Source organism: Kitasatospora sp. NPDC094019 (genome assembly GCF_044764505.1).
Classification (GTDB): Bacteria; Actinomycetota; Actinomycetes; order Streptomycetales; family Streptomycetaceae; genus Kitasatospora.
The window spans coordinates 239,197-255,328 of record NZ_JBIWIF010000012.1 but is presented as its reverse complement, the minus strand read 5'-3'; the positions used below and the strand labels follow the sequence as shown (position 1 = coordinate 255,328).

General features: G+C 75.0%; 12 protein-coding genes. 10 read left to right on the top strand and 2 right to left on the bottom strand.

The window, feature by feature from the left end; translation table 11 throughout:
- Positions 1 to 866: 866 nt before the first annotated feature.
- From ACIQ9P_RS26430 to ACIQ9P_RS26385, 10 genes are all read left to right on the top strand, one after another.
- Positions 867 to 2,411: a hypothetical protein gene (locus ACIQ9P_RS26430; protein ID WP_402360929.1), complete on the top strand. Its 1,545-nt coding sequence runs from the start codon at positions 867 to 869 to the stop codon at positions 2,409 to 2,411.
- Complete coding sequence (locus tag ACIQ9P_RS26425) at positions 2,408 to 3,586, top strand: ARPP-2 domain-containing protein (protein WP_402360926.1); 1,179 nt, start codon at positions 2,408 to 2,410, stop codon at positions 3,584 to 3,586. Before ACIQ9P_RS26430 ends, ACIQ9P_RS26425 begins: the two co-directional genes overlap by 4 nt.
- A gap of 277 nt (positions 3,587 to 3,863) precedes the next feature.
- Positions 3,864 to 5,309, top strand: coding sequence for a hypothetical protein (locus ACIQ9P_RS26420; RefSeq protein WP_402360923.1), 1,446 nt, complete (start codon positions 3,864 to 3,866; stop codon positions 5,307 to 5,309).
- Positions 5,306 to 5,986 (top strand): hypothetical protein, encoded by a 681-nt coding sequence (locus tag ACIQ9P_RS26415; RefSeq protein WP_402360920.1) that lies wholly within the window; start codon positions 5,306 to 5,308, stop codon positions 5,984 to 5,986. Before ACIQ9P_RS26420 ends, ACIQ9P_RS26415 begins: the two co-directional genes overlap by 4 nt.
- 191 nt (positions 5,987 to 6,177) lie before the next feature.
- A complete protein-coding gene (locus ACIQ9P_RS26410) occupies positions 6,178 to 7,515 on the top strand; it encodes a hypothetical protein (RefSeq protein ID WP_402360917.1) in 1,338 nt (445 codons plus the stop codon).
- Positions 7,516 to 7,637: 122 nt separating this feature from the next.
- Positions 7,638 to 8,864 (top strand): AAA family ATPase, encoded by a 1,227-nt coding sequence (locus ACIQ9P_RS26405; RefSeq protein ID WP_402360914.1) that lies wholly within the window; start codon positions 7,638 to 7,640, stop codon positions 8,862 to 8,864.
- A 197-nt stretch (positions 8,865 to 9,061) separates the two neighbouring features.
- The gene (locus ACIQ9P_RS26400; RefSeq protein WP_402360955.1) at positions 9,062 to 10,279 is read left to right on the top strand and encodes a VWA-like domain-containing protein; all 1,218 of its coding nucleotides are present in this window, start codon (positions 9,062 to 9,064) and stop codon (positions 10,277 to 10,279) included.
- A gap of 138 nt (positions 10,280 to 10,417) precedes the next feature.
- Complete coding sequence (locus ACIQ9P_RS26395) at positions 10,418 to 11,794, top strand: M14 family metallopeptidase (RefSeq protein ID WP_402360911.1); 1,377 nt, start codon at positions 10,418 to 10,420, stop codon at positions 11,792 to 11,794.
- Positions 11,795 to 12,082: 288 nt separating this feature from the next.
- Positions 12,083 to 12,541, top strand: a complete 459-nt coding sequence (locus tag ACIQ9P_RS26390; RefSeq protein ID WP_402360908.1) for a hypothetical protein — start codon at positions 12,083 to 12,085, stop codon at positions 12,539 to 12,541.
- 103 nt (positions 12,542 to 12,644) lie between these two features.
- On the top strand, positions 12,645 to 13,580 hold the full coding sequence (locus tag ACIQ9P_RS26385; protein ID WP_402360905.1) for an NAD-dependent epimerase/dehydratase family protein: 936 nt from the start codon (positions 12,645 to 12,647) through the stop codon (positions 13,578 to 13,580).
- A gap of 197 nt (positions 13,581 to 13,777) precedes the next feature.
- On the opposite strand, the gene ACIQ9P_RS26380 is transcribed toward ACIQ9P_RS26385, so the two are convergent.
- Together ACIQ9P_RS26380 and ACIQ9P_RS26375 are read right to left on the bottom strand one after the other, a co-directional pair.
- Positions 13,778 to 14,677, bottom strand: coding sequence for a Gfo/Idh/MocA family protein (locus tag ACIQ9P_RS26380; RefSeq protein ID WP_402360953.1), 900 nt, complete (start codon positions 14,675 to 14,677; stop codon positions 13,778 to 13,780).
- A 165-nt stretch (positions 14,678 to 14,842) separates the two neighbouring features.
- On the bottom strand, positions 14,843 to 16,072 hold the full coding sequence (locus ACIQ9P_RS26375) for an MFS transporter (RefSeq protein WP_402360902.1): 1,230 nt from the start codon (positions 16,070 to 16,072) through the stop codon (positions 14,843 to 14,845).
- Positions 16,073 to 16,132 lie beyond the last annotated feature (60 nt).

The following is a 16,132-nucleotide window of genomic DNA, read 5'->3' as shown; positions in this document are numbered from 1 at the left end:
CGCTGTTGAGTTCTCAAGGAACGGACGCTTCCTTCAGGCGGCTTTCACACCGGCCCTCCGGGCGCTTCGTTCTTTCGTGTTCCCAGCTTATCAGATGTTTTCCGTGCCGTTCCCGGCGCTTCCTTCGTCCAACTCGCTGGTGTCTTCTGCGGCTTGACGCCCCGTCCGACGTTTCAAACTCTAGCCGATCCCCGCCCCGAAAAGCGAATCCAGCCGCAATCCATATAAACGGACATGCCGAATAAGGCCCGAGCCGCAGCGCCGAAAAGGCGGAACGACCCGACCGAACCGGGAAGTGGTGTTTCTAGGGATTGGCCGCTCCGGGACCGTCCGCGCCGATGCGTGTCCGGTGCTCCCAGTCGAGCGACTAGGAGACACTAGACCCGAACGGGGTCCGGAAGCAAACTCCCCGGCCAGGACCTGCACCGGTGGTGCAGTGCGGTGCGCCTCGTCGCACGGGGTGTCGTGCCACGGTCGTGCGGACGCGGTCCTCGGCCTGGGCGGCATCGGCCGGGCGAGTCCTCACCGGAGCGGGTGCAGGGGCTCTCGGCCCGAGGGCACGTCGTGCGGGACCGGTCCCCCGGTGGCCGCAGCCGCGGACGCCGGAAAGCCGTTGCGGCTCCCCCTCCACCCGGTGCTACCGTCGGCCTGCCGGCCGCGGGACTACGGTGCGACTTCCGGAATGTGCCTTTACCGCAATGATTCGCAGTTCGTGCCCCCATTCCCCGGCCGGCACCCCGCGTCCCCTCCCCTCCGGGCACCACAAAACCGGCTTTACGCGCACAGTTCGCCCCGATAGCCTCCGATGACCGGACGAGCGTCGTACCGGGGCTGGTCAGCAGCGTGATCGACCGGGGGCGGTCCTTGTGGAGACGTACGGCGATCTCGTCGCCGCCGAGGACGTGCTGCTGTTCGTCAACGCGGCGATCACCGGAACCGGGCAGCGCGAGTTCCACAGCGGGGCGGACGAGCAGCGGTTGTCGCTCGACTTCCTGCACGAGTACATGCTCGTCAACTACCGCGGCCCTTACGCAGCCGCGCTCGCCCTCGACATCAACGACCACAACGCCGCCCTGATCGTCCGCCGACTGCTGGAATCCTCCCGCGACGCCACCGACGGCCAGCGGCGCACCGAGGGCCGACTGATCGCCCGCCGACTGGAGCTGCTGCCGCCGCAGCGGGTCTACCGGCTGATCCGCGAGCTGCGCCGCGCCAAGGTCAACAACCGCCGCACCCGGGCGATCCTGCGCGACTGGCTCGCCGCCCGCCCCGACCAGGCGCTCGACGCCGTCAAGTACCGGGCCGGACTCAAGCTCGCGCTGCGTCACACCCATCTGCGGCCCGTCGCGGCGGAGACCGGCGACTTCCTGTACGCCCCGCGCCGGCGCACCGCGTACGCCGCGCCGCTGCTGGACGCCTGGCGGCGCGCGCACTACGAGCAGGGCGCCCTGTACGAGCTGCCGTACACCGTCGCGGAGGGCTTCGCGAACCGCCACGGCATCCCCCGGGCCGCCTTCCTCCAGCGGATCGAGCCGCGACTGACCGCCCTGGAGCGGCTGCGCCTCCAGGAGTCCGCCCGCACTCTCGGCGCCACCGCCGTCACCGCCGACGCCGGCGCGCTCGCCAGGATGCCGCTCACCCGGCTCGCCTCCTACGTGCTGAGCCTGCCGCCCGCCGACCGGAGCGCCCGCCGCGCCGAACTCACCGAGGCCCTGCGGGGCGCGGCGCGCCGGGCGGTGCGCGCGGCCGGGGCCGAGGAGGGCGGCTGGGGCCGGGTCACGGCTGTCCTCGACGACAGCTGGTCCGCGTACGGTTCTGGTGTCAAGCGCCGCCGTCCGCTCGCCGCCGCGCTCGCCTGCCACTTCCTGCTGGCGGCGCTGGCCGGCGATTACACCGCGCTGTGGACCTCCGGGCGCGGCGACGCGCTGCTCGCCCGCCCGTCCGGGCCGACCCCACTCGGGCGCCGCATCCTGGACGCGCTGGACACCGCGCCGGACCGGCTGGTGATCGTCTCCGACGGCTGGGACAACGCCCCGCCGGGGCTGGCCGCCGAGGTGCTGCGGGTGTGGCGGACCCGGCTCGACCCGGAGCACCGGACCAGCATCGTGCACCTCAACCCGGTGTACGACGCGGAGGGCTTCGACGTCCGTCGGCTGGCCCCGACGGTGCCCACCGCGGGACTGCGCGATGCCGAGGACCTGCCCGCCCTGATCGAGTTCGCCCGCTTCGCCGAGGGCCGCACGGACCTCGCGGAGCTGACGGCGCACCTGGCCGCCCGCACCGAGCGGTTCCTCGCCGCGGCGGCCGGCGCCGGGACGGGCGCGGTGACCAACGACGAGACCGCCGACGAGACCGCCGACAAGACCGATACGACCGACACGACCGAGACCGCCGAGGAGGCCGTCCGATGACCACCACCCCGGCCGCCCCGGCGTTCCGTCTCGACCTCACCGGCCTCGACACCCGGCCCGCCCAGGTGTGGGGCGGCGTGCGCCTGGTGCCGCTGGTCCGCGCCGAGCCGATCGAGGACCTCCGCCTCCACCAGGAGCTCTACGAGCCCGAGTACGCCGCCGTCCCGGTCGGCCGCCGCACCGACTACCTCGCCTTCGTCCCGCACGGATTCGTCGCGGACTGGACCCGCGACGGCACCCCCGCCGCCGCCTACGGCACCCGGCTCGACACGCCCTCCGCCATCGGCGCGAGCACCCCGCCCGAGCGGGTCCGGGTCAAGGTGCCGCGGCGGATCGCCAAGCGCGAGAGCCGGACCCGGCTGCGCTTCCTGCCGCTGCACCTCGCCCTGGAGGGCTATCTCGCCCTGCACTTCGGCGGCCCCACGATCGCCTGGGAGGAGTATTCCGAGCGCGCGCTGCGGCACGGCCTCTCGCCGCGCGCCGAGGAGGCGTACGGCGGTGCCCGGGTGCGGGGTCTGGCCGACGCGCTGCGGGTGTTCGAGATCCACCCGGGCCAGTGCGGCCTGGTCGTGTACGTGGCCGACGCGCTCGCAGCGGCCTTCGTCGTCCCGCACCCCGACGACTACCGCGCACTGCACCGGACCCTGCTGCTCGACCTCTACGGCGAGCTGATCCACCACTACGCCCTTCTGTCCGCCCCCGTCCCGGACTTCCGGGCCGATCTGCGCGCGGCCGGTCCGATCACCTCGACGGCCGAGCTGCGGGCCGCCGTCGACGGTCAGGAGCGCGCCTGGGCGGCGTTCCACGACGACACGATGGCCGGTGGCCTGCTCGATCCCGCCTACCGGGCGCGGACGGTGCGCCGTCTGGGCCGGTTCAGCCTCGACCGGTTCCGGCCGGAGTTCCGGCCCAAGCTGGAGAACCACATCGGCGAGGCGATCACCGACGAGCACGGTCGGCTCGCCTACCTCAAGACCTTCCGCCTCTCCGAGGCCCAGGTCCGGCGCGGCCACCTGCTGGACCGTCTCGCCGCCCACGACTGGCACCTGCCGACGGCCGCCGCCGCGCTCGGCCTCACCGAACCCCAGCTCGGCCTGCGGCTGGAGGGCGCCGGCTTCGGGAGCCTGCTGCGCCAGGACGTTCTGGACCACTACCGTCGCGCGGCGCGCGGGTAGGGCGGATCCGCTCCGAACCGCCGCCTGCCACCACCGGCCACGTGCCACCGGCCACCGGCCAGGACGGGCCACTCCGGACCGGCCGGGGCATGGTGCGGGAGCGGGGGGCGGGGCGATGATGGGAGAAGGTTCGTGGAAGGACGGTCGGCGATGACCCGACAGCCGCGCCATTCCTTGCCCGAGGACGATTCCCACCGTTCCGTCGAACACTCCGTGGCCCGGTCCGGCGCGTCCGGCCGGTAGGTGGTCGGACGTGTCGGCGGGTTCCGGACGGCCGGTGGGCCGTGTGCTGGCCTCGGTGCTGCTGGGCACCGTGGTGGCGGTGCTGTGCGCGCTGCTCGCGCCGACCGCGTGGGCGCAGGCCGCGATGACGCTGTCCCCCGACCACGGACCGCCGCGGACCAGGGTGACGGTCGACGGCACGGGGTTCACGAGTTGCCGGACGGGGCCGAAGTCCCCGCCCCCGACCGCGCAGCTGCTCTGGGACACCACCCCCGCGGGGACGGCGCCCGTCGACGCGAACGGGCGGATCCACGGGTTCGTCGACGTCCCGGCGAACGCCGAACCGCGCCCGCACCTGGTGCGCGCCACCTGCCCGATCGTCCGCTCACCCGTTTCGCCCGGCCCGCCGGGGCTGGTGGCGGACGTCGTGACCGTCTCCAGGGACTTCGTGGTCGACCCGGACACTCCGCAGAGCCTCGTCCTCGCACCGGCGAGCGGGCAGGCCGGCCACGCGTTCACCGCCCGGGGCACCGGGTTCGCCTGCCCGGCCGACGAGCCCGTCGTGCTGCGCTGGGAGCAGCGTGAACTGGGCCGGGTCCGGCCCGCCGACGGCGCCTTCGAGCAGAGCGTCACCGTGCCCGCCGGCGCGGCGCCGGGCACGCACCCGGTGGAGGCTTCCTGCGGGCCGGCGGCGGAGCGCCGGGCCACGGCCGCCTTCACCGTTCTCCGGTCCGGTGGCGACAACCCGACACCGGACCCGGCCGCCGGACCGGTCCTGCGGGTGGAGCCCGGTGCCGCCCGGCCGGGGCAGCAGGTCGCGCTCACCGGGACCGGCTTCACCTGCGGGGACACCCTGGCGGAGCTGACCTGGAACGACGTCGTGTGGAAGCGGGTCGACACCGGGACGGCCGGCGGGTTCGTGGTGACCACACGGATCGCGGACGACGCCAGGCCCGGCAAGTACCGGCTGCGCGCCGTCTGCCCGAACCGTCCCGAGCTGGCCGGGTCCACGGACTTCGAGGTGCTGGCCGCCCACGTCGGCCCCGACCCGGGCGGGGGCGACCCGGACGGGGGCGACGCGGCGCCCACCGCGCTGGTGGTCGGCTCTACGGCCGGCGGCGCCGTGGTGCTCGCCGTACTCGCCGGTACCTACGTGCTCGGCCGACGGCGGGGACCGCACTGGGCGGCGGCGCACGTCGCGGTCGCTCCGGTGGCCGGCGGGCCACCGCGGCCGCTGGTCACCGGGACGGACGACCCGGCCGGGCCCGGACACACCGTCCGGCTGGAGTCCCGGGAAGGGCCCCGGACGAACCGCGTCGAGGAGACGTCCGGCGGAGCGACCCCCGGCGGCGGTGCGTCCGCCTGCGGGACGTCCCGAAGCGCGATGCCCGACGGCGCGATGCCCGACGGCGGGGCGCCCGACGACGCGACGCTCGGTGGCAGGGCGATCGGTGAGGAGATCGGTACCGAGGAGGGGGAAGCGACGGAGGAGGAGCCATGACCACCGCCACCCTCAGCGATCCGGCGACCGCACGCGCGTTGCTGTTCGGCACGGACCAGCCCGGCGGCGCCGTCGACGCGCTCGCCCAGTCCCTGCGCCGGCAGGACACCGTCGCCACCCTGCTGCGCGGCGTCCCCCGGCTGACCGGAGCGGCCGGACGGGCGGTCGAGCACGAGGTGGCCACCGCGCTCGACCGCCAGCTCGGGCGTGACCTGTTCGGCTTCGCCGCCGCCGGCTGGTCCCGGTACACCGCGCTCACCGCGGCCGCCCGGCGCACCCGGGCCGACCCCTCGTCGGAAGAGGTGGTGGCGCTCGCCGACCACCGCATCTCCTCGGCCAACAGCCCCCGTGTCGATCTGCTCGTCGACGGCGCACCGGTCGGCTCGGTCCGGATGGAGCTGACGGTCGACATCGAGCTGGCGGGCATCGTCGCGGTGGTCCGACAGGCCCGTCTGGTGGCGCTGCGCGCGGGCAGCTGCACCGTGACCGGGACGCTCACCGTGGACCAGGAGAAGATCGTCCGGCGCAGCCGCCGGTACGACCTGCCCGGCGCGGTGCGGCTGCGGAACGGGATCCCCCTGCTCGCGGACGAACCGGCCCCGCCGGTGGCCGGGGCGGAGACGGAGGCCCGGGCCGAGACCGAACGCCTGCCGCGAACGGGCCACCGGGTCGCCTGACGGACGGCGCGAGCGGAACAGGACGGGACAGGACGGGACGTGGCGGCCGAGGGCGGCGGGCGACAGGGCCGCGGGCCGGCTCCGGTCGAGAAACCTGTGGCGCTCGGGCACCGTGGACGGTTAGGCTCCGGCCCGATGACGACTTCCGCTCCTCACGAAGTGGGGGTCCGGTCCACGCAAGGTGAGTGCTGATGCGCTCCCACTTCGCGACCGGTGATCCCCGATTCTCCTTCTGGCCGCACGTGCGCGAGTTCGCCGTGCCGGCCTCGGTCATCGAGACTGCGACAGCCCGGCGGCTCGCCGGGGACTGGGCGGGGGCCTGTGCCGCCGCCGGAGTCGATGTCGATCTCGATCTGCGGTCCGCCGCTCGGCGCCACGGGCGCGAGCTGGCCGACCGGCTCCGCCGTGATCTCCGGGCGTTGGCGCCCGACCTGCTGCGCTGGCACCTGCCGAGGGTCGCGCCCGACGGGCTGCTGCGGCCCGGGCTGACCCTCTCCCTCGCCAGGTACGGCGAGGCGCACCTGGTGGTGCGCACGCCACCGGGCTGGGCGAGCGGCGGGCAGCGGTTCAGCCTCTCCCTCCACGACCGGGCCGAATCCCGGCCGTCCGCTCGCGGACGGACGGCCTCGCCGCCGGCCGACGCGTCGCACCCCCACCCGCACCCGAATCCGCGGTTCCGGCTCGACCTGCACCGGCACCTCTGGGACGCCGGGCGCAGCGGCGAACTGCCGTTCCGCTCCGGCGGCCCGGACCGGTGGGCGGCCGAGGCGCGGATCCTGCTCCGCGCCGAAGGCCGGGCCGACGGGGACGGGGCCGTGCGGGTACGGCTCGGGGCGCGCGAGGTGGTGGTGGGGTCGGGCGCCGGCGAGCCGGGGGTGCGGCCCGCGCGGCGGGGGCTCCGCGCGCTCCCGGTGCTGCCCGACGCGGCGGCTCGGGTACCGCCCGATCTGGAGCTGCTCCGGGCCGGGCTGATCGGCCCCGAGCGCCTGCATCCGCTGGTCGCCGCGGCCCTGGTGCCCGCCGGTCCGGCCGCAGCCGATCCGGCATCGGGGCATACGGTATCGGGGCGCCCGGTGCCGGACGGCCCCGGCCGGACCGCCGCCCGACCGCGCACCGTGCGGTGCCGCGGCGCCCTCCACCGGATCGGCCTGGTCGACGGAGTGCTCACCGCGCTCGACCATCCACCGGACGAAGTGCGCCGCGAGGAACTGCTGATGGCGCTCACCGGCACCCCGTTGCCCTGCCTGCAGACCATCGACGACGCCCACCGCCGCCCGGAGAGCCTCGGCGACATCCGCGCGCGCCTCGACCACGGCGACACCGCCGGCGCGCTGACCGCGATCGAGGACCTGCTCGGCCCGGACGCGACGCTGCGCACCGGCCCGCTGCGGGACGCGCTGACGGAGGCCGCCGAACGGCGGCTCGCCCACGGCCTGTTCCGGTCCGGCCTGGCGCCGCGCCGGGCCGTCGACGGCCGACCCCGGTCGCAGGAGTACCGCGTCCCCCCGCGGCGCGCGCACAGCCGCTGACACCGTCCCCCTCGCACGCGAACACGCTCCGGTACCGCCCCCTTCGCCCCACCCGTGGCACGCGAAACACGCTCCGGCACCACTCCCTCGGCCCCACCCGTCTCCCGAAAGGACGACACCGCATGCCCCTTGCTGCCCCGATGCCCCAACTCGATGTCGCCGCACACCTCCTGGAACTGCTCTCCGCCACCACCACCGAACCGCGCCCCGACGACCGGCTGGCGGCCCTGACCCTCACCGTGGCCGCCGACCTGCCGGTGCTCCTGTGGGGCGAGCCGGGCATCGGCAAGACCGCCGCGCTCACCCGACTCGCCGAGACCCTGGGCCTTCCGCTCACCACCGTCATCGCGAGCGTCCACGAACCCTCCGACTTCGCGGGGCTGCCCGTGCTCGGCGACGACCCGGCCGTACAGGGTGTCCCGATGGCCCCGCCGGACTGGGCGGTCCGGCTGGTCCGCGCCGGACGCGGCCTGCTGTTCCTGGACGAGCTCTCCACCGCGCCGCCCGCCGTCCAGGCCGCACTGCTGCGCCTGGTGCTCGAACGGCGCATCGGCACGCTCCGACTCCCGCCCGGGGTGAGGATCGTGGCCGCCGCGAACCCCCGGTCCTCGGCGGCCGACGGCTGGGAGCTGAGCCCGCCGCTGGCCAACCGGTTCGTCCATCTCCGCTGGGAGCACGACCACGAGGTGGTGGTGCGCGGCCTCGGCGGCACCTGGCCGCGCGCCGTGCTGCCCGAGCTCGACCCGGCGCGGCTGCCGGAGGCGGTGGCCCTCGCCCGCCGCGCGGTGTGCGGACTCCTGGCGGTGCGCCCGGCGCTCGTCCACCGGCTGCCCGGCAACGACGCCCAGCGGGGCGGGGCCTGGCCGTCGCCGCGGAGTTGGGAGATGACGGTCCGGCTGATCGCCTTCGCCACCGCGGCCGGAGCCTCGCGCGAGGTGCTGGCGCTGCTGGTCCGGGGCACGGTCGGGGACGGCCCCGGCCTGGAGCTGATGGCGGCGATGGACCGGATGGACCTGCCCGACCCGGAGGTGCTGCTCGCCGACCCGGCGGCCGCCGTCCTGCCGGAACGCGGCGACCTCCGGCAGGCCACGCTGGAGGGTGTCGTGGACGCCGTCCGCCGCCGTCCGGACCGGGCGCGCTGGGACGCGGCGTGGGCGCTGATGGCGCGGGCGGTGGAGAGCGGCGCCCCGGACGTCGCGGTCGTTCCGGCGACCGCGCTCGCCGCGCTGCGGCAGGCGGACTGGGAGGTGCCGGCGACGATCGACCGGCTCGCGGGGGCGGTCGCGCTGTCCCGGCGGGCGGACCGCGCGGTGGCTCGGGTCTCGACGGCGGCCGGGGGGCGCCGGTGACCGGGCGGTCCGCGACGCCGGCGCCACTTCCCCGGGACACGAGGAACGGCCGGACCGGGCGGCGGAGCCCGGGCGGGCAGGACGGGCAGGACCGGCAGGTCGAGCAGGACGGGCAGGGCGGGCAGGACGGGCAGGACGCACGGCAGCATCAGCAGGACCGGGATCCCCACCGGCCCGGCCGCCTCGACCTCGACAAGCTGTACGCCGCCCGGCTGTACGCCGCCCGCGTCCGCCCCTACCTGGCCACGGCGCTGTTCGCCCTGCACGTCGTCGAGTCCCGCGACGTCCCGACGATGGCCGTGGACGAGCACTGGCGCTGTTACGTCTCACCCGCGTTCGTCGCCTTGATGCCGGTGGAGGAGCTGGCGGGCGTCTGGGTGCACGAGGTGTCGCACCTGCTGCGCGACCACCATGCTCGCGGCGACCGGGTGGCCCGTGAGCGGGGCCTGGACGGCGTCGCGGAGCGGCTGCGGATGAACATCGCCGCGGACTGCGAGATCAACGACGACATCTACGGCGAGGGGCTCGTCCGGCCGACGGGCGCGGTCCTGCCCGGGGACCTGGAGATGTCCGACGACCAGCTGATGGAGGACTACCTCCGGCTGTTCGGGCTCGGGCCGCTGACCGAGCGGTTCGCCTGGCTGGACTGCGGCAGCGGCGCCGACGGCCTGGCCCGCCGCTGGGACCTCGGGCCGGAGGGGGCGCACGGGCTCGGCCCGCAGGAGCGGGACGCGGTGCGGTTCCGGGTCTCGCAGGCGATCCTCGGCCGGCCGGGCGACGCCCCGGCGGGGTGGCGGCGGTGGGCCGAGCGGGCGTTCCATCCGCCGCAGCGGTGGCGGGAGTTGCTGGGAGCGGCGGTCCGCTCGGCGGCGGCGGGCGCCGGCTCGGGCGGCGACTACTCGTACGGCCGTCCGGCCCGCCGGTCGGCCGCGCTGCCCGGCACGGTGCTGCCCTCGCTGCGGCGGCGCCCGCCCCGGGTGACCGTGGTCGTCGACACCTCCGGATCGGTCACCGACGCCGAGCTGGGGACCGCGCTGCTGGAGGTCGCGGAGATCGCCCGGGCCGTCGGCGGCCGTCGCGACCTGGTCACCGTGGTGTCCTGCGACGCGGCGGCGCAGACCGCGCGGCGGCTCTGCCGGGAGGAGGACCTCCTCCTGGTGGGCGGCGGCGGGACGGACCTCCGGCAGGGGTTCGCCACTGCCCTGCGGACCTGGCCCCGGCCGGACGTCGTGGTGGTGCTGACGGACGGCCGGACCCCGTGGCCGGTGGCGCAGCCGCCCTGCCGGACGGTGGTGGGCCTGTTCGGCCGGCCGGCCCGGTGGAACGAGAACAGCGCCACCGAGTACCGCCCACCGGCGCCGCCCGCCTGGGCCCGGGTGGTGGCGCTCGGTTCGGCGGCGGGCGGTGTCTTCTGAGCAACCGCGGGGCCTTCGTCGGATCCTTCCGCTCTCCCAACTCCTTGACGAAAGCATGACATTGACGCACCATCAACCTCGCGGCGCCGCATCTCCTCCAACGTTCCGTCCCTACGGACCCCCCACAGGAGGACAGTCATGCGACTGCCCCGCCGAGGGAAGCCCGCCACGGCCACCGCCGTCCTGCTGGCACTCGCCCTCGCCACCCCGCTCAGCATCCAGGCCGTCACCCCGGCGGCCGCCGTCCAGCCGGACCCGGTCGCCTCGGCAGCCCGGGCGAACGACGCCGACGCCGCCCGGCAGTACCGCCTCGACGGCCCGCGCACCGTCGCCGAGCGCACCGCCGTCGCCGCCACCGGAGCCTCGGTGGACGCCGTCCGGGCCGACTCGGTGACGGTCACGGCCACCCCGGCCGAGGCCGCCCGGCTGCGGGCGCTGGGCTGGGCGCCCGTCCCGCTGCCGGGGCCCCCGTACGGTGACGGGCCCGCCGGACAGGCCGAATCCGGGGCCGCGCTCTACGACTTCCCGTCCGCAGACTCCGGCTACCACAACTACGCGGAGGCCGCCGCCGACATCGACGCCGTCGTCGCCGCGCACCCCGGCATCATGAGCAAGCGGGTCATCGGCACCTCGTACGAGGGCCGGCCGATCGTCGCGGTCAAGATCAGCGACAACGTCGGCACCGACGAGAACGAACCCGAGGTGCTCTTCACCGCCCACCAGCACGCCCGCGAGCACCTCACCGTCGAGATGTCGCTCTACCTGCTGCACGAACTCGGCGACAAGTACGCCACCGACAGCCGGATCGCCAACGTGGTCGACAACCGGGAGATCTGGGTGATCCCGGACCTGAACCCGGACGGCGGCGAGTACGACATCGCCACCGGCCGCTACCGCAGTTGGCGCAAGGACCGGCAGCCGAACACCGGCAGCAGCAACGTCGGCACCGACCTCAACCGCAACTGGAACTACAAGTGGGGCTGCTGCGGCGGCTCCTCCGGCTCCACCTCCAGCGAGACCTACCGGGGCAGCGCGCCGGAGTCCGCCAAGGAGACCAAGGTGGTCGCCGACTTCGTCCGCACCCGGGTGGTCGGCGGCAAGCAGCAGATCACCGCGGCGATCGACTTCCACACCTACAGCGAGCTGGTGCTCTGGCCGTTCGGCTGGACCACCGCCAACACCACCACCGGCATGACCGCCGACGAGTACAACACCTTCGCCACCCTCGGCCGCTCGATGGCCTCCACCAACGGCTACACGCCCGAGCAGTCGAGCGACCTCTACATCACCGACGGCGCGATCGACGACTGGCTGTGGGGCGCCCAGCGGGTGTTCGCCTACACCTTCGAGATGTACCCCGGACCGAACGGCAGCAGCGGCTTCTACCCGCCCGACGAGGTGATCGGGCGCGAGACCAGCCGCAACCGGGAGGCGGTGCTGCGGCTGCTGGAGACCGCGGACTGCGTCTACCGGGCCATCGGCAAGCAGCAGCAGTACTGCGGGATCGCCAACTGAACCACTGACGAAGGCGATTGACGAAAGCACCCGGTCGGTGCTCCCCGGGGAGCACCGACCGGGCCTCCCAGTCCCCACTCCCGTTCCCGTCCTGTCGCCCACGAAGCGGTGCATGTCACTCCGTTCCGGCCAAACCCTTGCGTCCACCGGTCAGAACCGGCCCGCGCCCGCCCGAGTACGGACGGACCGCCATGCGGAATGCAAAGATCCCACCAAGGAATGTGACATGTCACAGTGTGCGCATCGGACTTCACCCCCGGCGCGCCGCACGAGGGAGGGAACCGTTCCATGAACCGCCTCACCACCGCCGCTCTGGCGGGCGCCGCCGGCCTCGCCGCGCTGACCGTCGGCCTGGCCCCCACCGCCACCGCCGCCACCACCGGTCCGGTGGGACCGGCCGGGCCCACCGGCACCGTCACCTGCGGGACCCCGGGCGCGCCCGGCTTCCTGCGCACCCGCGCCTGCATCGAGGTCAGCGGCACCCACGTCCGCCTCTACGGCCAGGTCGCCACCACCGACCCGGCCTGGGTCGCCCAGAACGTCGGCTTCACCATCACCGGCTCCACCCCCGCACTCCCGCCGCAGCCGCCCCTCAACCTGACCGCGCTGGTCCCGGCCGGCGGTACCACGGTCGGCGATCTACTGCTCACCGTGCCCTGCGGCAACACGGTGACCACCAACTTCAGCGTCAACAACGGTGGTTGGCCGCCCTCGACCGCGACGGTCTCGGCCTTCGTGCCCTGCTGACATCCCGTCCGCTCCCACCCGCGCGGCCCGGCCCGCTCCAGGCCCGGGCCGCGCGCCCACCCCGAACACGTTCCCGCTGGTCCGGCACCTCTATGGTGTGACGGTGAGTCTTCATGTGATCGTCGGACACGGACCGGCCGGAGCGGCCACGGCACGACTGCTGGCCGAACAGGGGCACACGGTACGGGTGGTCACCCGGTCCGGGCGACCGGCCGAACCCGGGATCGAGCACCTCGCCCTGGACGCCACCGACAGCGCGGGGCTGACCGAGGCCGCCCGCGGCGCCGCCGCGATCCACAGCTGCGCCGCACCGCCGCTCCCCCGCTGGACGGCCGACTGGCCGCCCCTGCACGCGTCGCTCCTCGCCACCGCCGAGGCGACCGGCGCCGTGCTCGTCATGCTCGGCAACCTCTACGGCTACGGCCCCGCGGACGGCCCCCTCACCGAGGACCTCCCGCTCGCCGCACCCGGCCCCAAGGGCCGCCTCCGGGCCTCGCTCTGGGAGCAGGCCCGCGCCCTCCACGAGGCGGGCCGCATCCGCGCCGTCGAGATCCGCGCCTCCGACTTCTTCGGCCCCGGCGTGACCGACGGCGGCCACCTGGCCGGCCGCGTCGTCCCCCGCCTGCTGGCCGGCAAACCGGTCAGCGTCCTCGGCGACCCCGACGCCCCGCACAGCTGGACCTACCTCCCCGATGTGGCCCGCACCCTGGCCGAGGCCGCCACCGACGAACGCGCCTGGGGCCGCGCCTGGCACGCCCCGACCGTCCCCGCCGTCCCGATCCGCCGTATGGTCGACCTCCTCGCCACCGAGGCCGGCGTCGCCCCCGTCCCCGTCCGCCGCCTGAACCCCACCGTGTTCGCCCTCGCCGCCCTCGTCACTCCCCTCCTGCGCGAACTCCGCGAGACCCGCTACCAGTTCGACCATCCCTTCGTCATCGACGCCAACGCCTGGGAAGCCACCTTCACCACCCGCCCCACCCCCCTCGACACCCAGCTCCGCGCCACCCTCACCTGGTGGCGCACCCGCCTGGCGTCCTGAACCGCCCGGTCCGCCCCTCCCGAGGGGCGGGCGGACCGGGCACACCCCGAAAGAACCTGGGCCCGGAGCCTCCCCGCGCGACCTCACCCGCGTGCACCCCCTCGCAGCCGTGACCTCGGAGCGGGAGCCGTGACGAACGCCGGGTCCCCGCGTCGGGTGACCGTGGCGTCGGGTGTCGCTTAACCGCGCAGGCCGTGTCAGAGGGCCTCGATGCGCTCGACGATCAGTTCGCAGAGCTCGTGGGTCCGGAGGGCGTCGTGGGCGTCGAGGGTCCTGCCGGTGCGGACGGCGTCGAGGAAGCTCAGGACGGCCTGTTCGATGCCGCGCTGGCGGGCGACGGGGACCCAGTCGCCGCGGCGGCGGACGGTGGGCTGGCCGCGGTGGTCGACGACGTCGGCGAGGTTGTGGACCTCGCGCTTGGAGTCGCCGCCGGAGACCTCCAGGATCTCCTCGGTGGAGCCGGACATGCGGTTCATGACACCGAGGGCGGTGAAGCCCTCACCGGCGAGGGTGAGGACCAGGTGCTCGACCAGACCCTCGCGGACCCGGGCGCGGAGGTCGACGTGCTCGATGTCGCCGGGGACCAGGAAGCGCAGCGTGTCGACGACGTGGATGAAGTCGTCGAAGACCAGCGGGCGCGCCGCCTCGGGCAGGCCCTCGCGGTTCTTCCGCAGCAGGACGAGGTCGCGCGGGCGCTCCTTCGCCTGGACATTGGCCGGCGCGAACCGCCGGTTGAAGCCGACCATCAGGGAGCGGCCGGTGCGGTCCGCCAGGTCGACCAGGCGGCGGGAGCCGTCGATGGTGTAGTCGAGCGGCTTGTCCACGTACACGTCGACGCCCGCCGTCAGCAGCTGCTCCACGATCGACACGTGCTGGTCGGTCGCGGCGTGCACGAAGGCGGCCCGGATCCCGCTGCCGATCAGCTGCCCGAGGTCGGTGAACCTCTGCTCGGCCGGGATCCGGTGGGTGTCGCCGATCCGGTCCAGCTTGGCGCCGTCCCTGGTCATCAGGCGCAGGTCCAGGCCCGGCAGTGCCGTCAGGACCGGCAGGTACGCCTTCTGGGCGATGTCCCCGAGGCCGATCACCCCGACCGGCAGCAGGACGTCGGGGTCGGCGGTCGAAGTCATCCGGATCTCCACGGTGCGCGGGGGCATCTACCGCCCCCACCCTATGCACCGGCTCCGGACCGCACGAACCCGGTACCGGTCCGGTACCGGGGGCCGGCCGGGGCCTCGGGGTGTCAGGCCGGGGATCTCGTGGTGTCAGGCCGGGTGGGAGCGGGCGCGGCGGAGGAGGTAGGTGCCGGAGGCGGCGGCGAGGACGGCCATGCAGGCGGTGAAGACCAGGCCCGCGTCGGCGAGGCCGAGCGGTTCGGCGAGCAGGCCGACCCCGATGACGGGGACGGAGATGCCGAAGTAGGCGACCACGAAGAGCGCGGAGAGGGCGCCGCCCCGGTGTTCGGCCGGGGCGGCGCCGGCGATCTCCCCGACCGCGCCGCGCAGGCCCATGCCCTGCCCGGCACCCCCGACCAGCGCGCTGAGCACCAGTGGGGCGAGCGTCGTCCACGCGAGCGAGGCGGCCAGCAGCGCGAGGCCCGCGATCAGCACCAGGCAGCCGAGCGGGACCGCCCGGGCGGTGCCCAGCCGGGGCACCAGCAGCTGGCCGAGGGTCGAGGCGAGGAAGGCCGCGAAGACGATCAGGCCGACCACCGCGTGGTTGTGGATCCCCAGGCTCTGCCCCAGGAACGCCGGGGTGACCGAGGTGAAGAGGCCCAGCAGGGAGAAGCCCGCGAAGGCGGCGACCGCCGCCGGGACGAACACCCCCCGGACTTCCGGCGGCAGCGACGGGCGTCGCGGCCGGGCGGTGCGCAGCGGGCGGGCGCCGTCGACGGTCTCCGGCAGGAACCAGGTGACCGCGAACGAGGCGGCCAGCAGTCCCAGGTGGACGACGAACGGCAGCACGAGCGGTCCGGGCGCGTACTCGGCGAGCAGCCCGGACAGCAGCGGGCCGCAACCGAGGCCGCCCATGTTGGCGGCGGTGGCGACGAAGCCGGCCCGGGCCCGGCGGCCGGGCGGGGCGAGTTCCAGCACGTAGGCGGTGGCGGTGCCGGTGAAGAGCCCCGCCGACAGGCCGGACAGCAGCCGGCCCAGGCAGAGCAGCGGCAGGCCGCCCTCGCTGAGGAAGGCGACGGCGCTGCCGGCGGCGAGCGCGAGTCCGCAGAGCAGCACAGGGCGGCGGCCGACGCTGTCGGAGACGTTGCCGACGAGCAGCAGCACGCCGATCACCCCGAACGCGTAGACGGCGAACACCACCGTCACCATCAGCTCGGAGAAGCCGATCTCCTCCTGGTACAGCCCGTACAGCGGGGTGGGCAGGGTGGTGCCCGCCATGCAGACGGCGAAGGCGGCGGCGGCCCCGAGGTAGCCGGGACGGCCGGCGGGGCTGCCGGGGTCACCGGCGGCGGGCGGGCGGCCGGTCCGACGGTCGGTCATCCGCCCACGGTAGGCGCCCGGGCGGGACGGTGGCGGTCCGGTGGCGGGAGGCTGCGCCGA

What these genes read in the sequence shown, in the direction of transcription:
- ACIQ9P_RS26415 (WP_402360920.1), top strand. Translation starts at nt 5,306, where the DNA reads ATGACCACCGCCACCCTCAGCGATCCGGCGACCGCACGCGCGTTGCTG.
- ACIQ9P_RS26405 (WP_402360914.1), top strand. Translation starts at nt 7,638, where the DNA reads ATGCCCCTTGCTGCCCCGATGCCCCAACTCGATGTCGCCGCACACCTC.
- ACIQ9P_RS26410 (WP_402360917.1), top strand. Translation starts at nt 6,178, where the DNA reads ATGCGCTCCCACTTCGCGACCGGTGATCCCCGATTCTCCTTCTGGCCG.
- ACIQ9P_RS26390 (WP_402360908.1), top strand. Translation starts at nt 12,083, where the DNA reads ATGAACCGCCTCACCACCGCCGCTCTGGCGGGCGCCGCCGGCCTCGCC.
- ACIQ9P_RS26395 (WP_402360911.1), top strand. Translation starts at nt 10,418, where the DNA reads ATGCGACTGCCCCGCCGAGGGAAGCCCGCCACGGCCACCGCCGTCCTG.
- ACIQ9P_RS26375 (WP_402360902.1), bottom strand. Translation starts at nt 16,072, where the DNA reads ATGACCGACCGTCGGACCGGCCGCCCGCCCGCCGCCGGTGACCCCGGC.
- ACIQ9P_RS26425 (WP_402360926.1), top strand. Translation starts at nt 2,408, where the DNA reads ATGACCACCACCCCGGCCGCCCCGGCGTTCCGTCTCGACCTCACCGGC.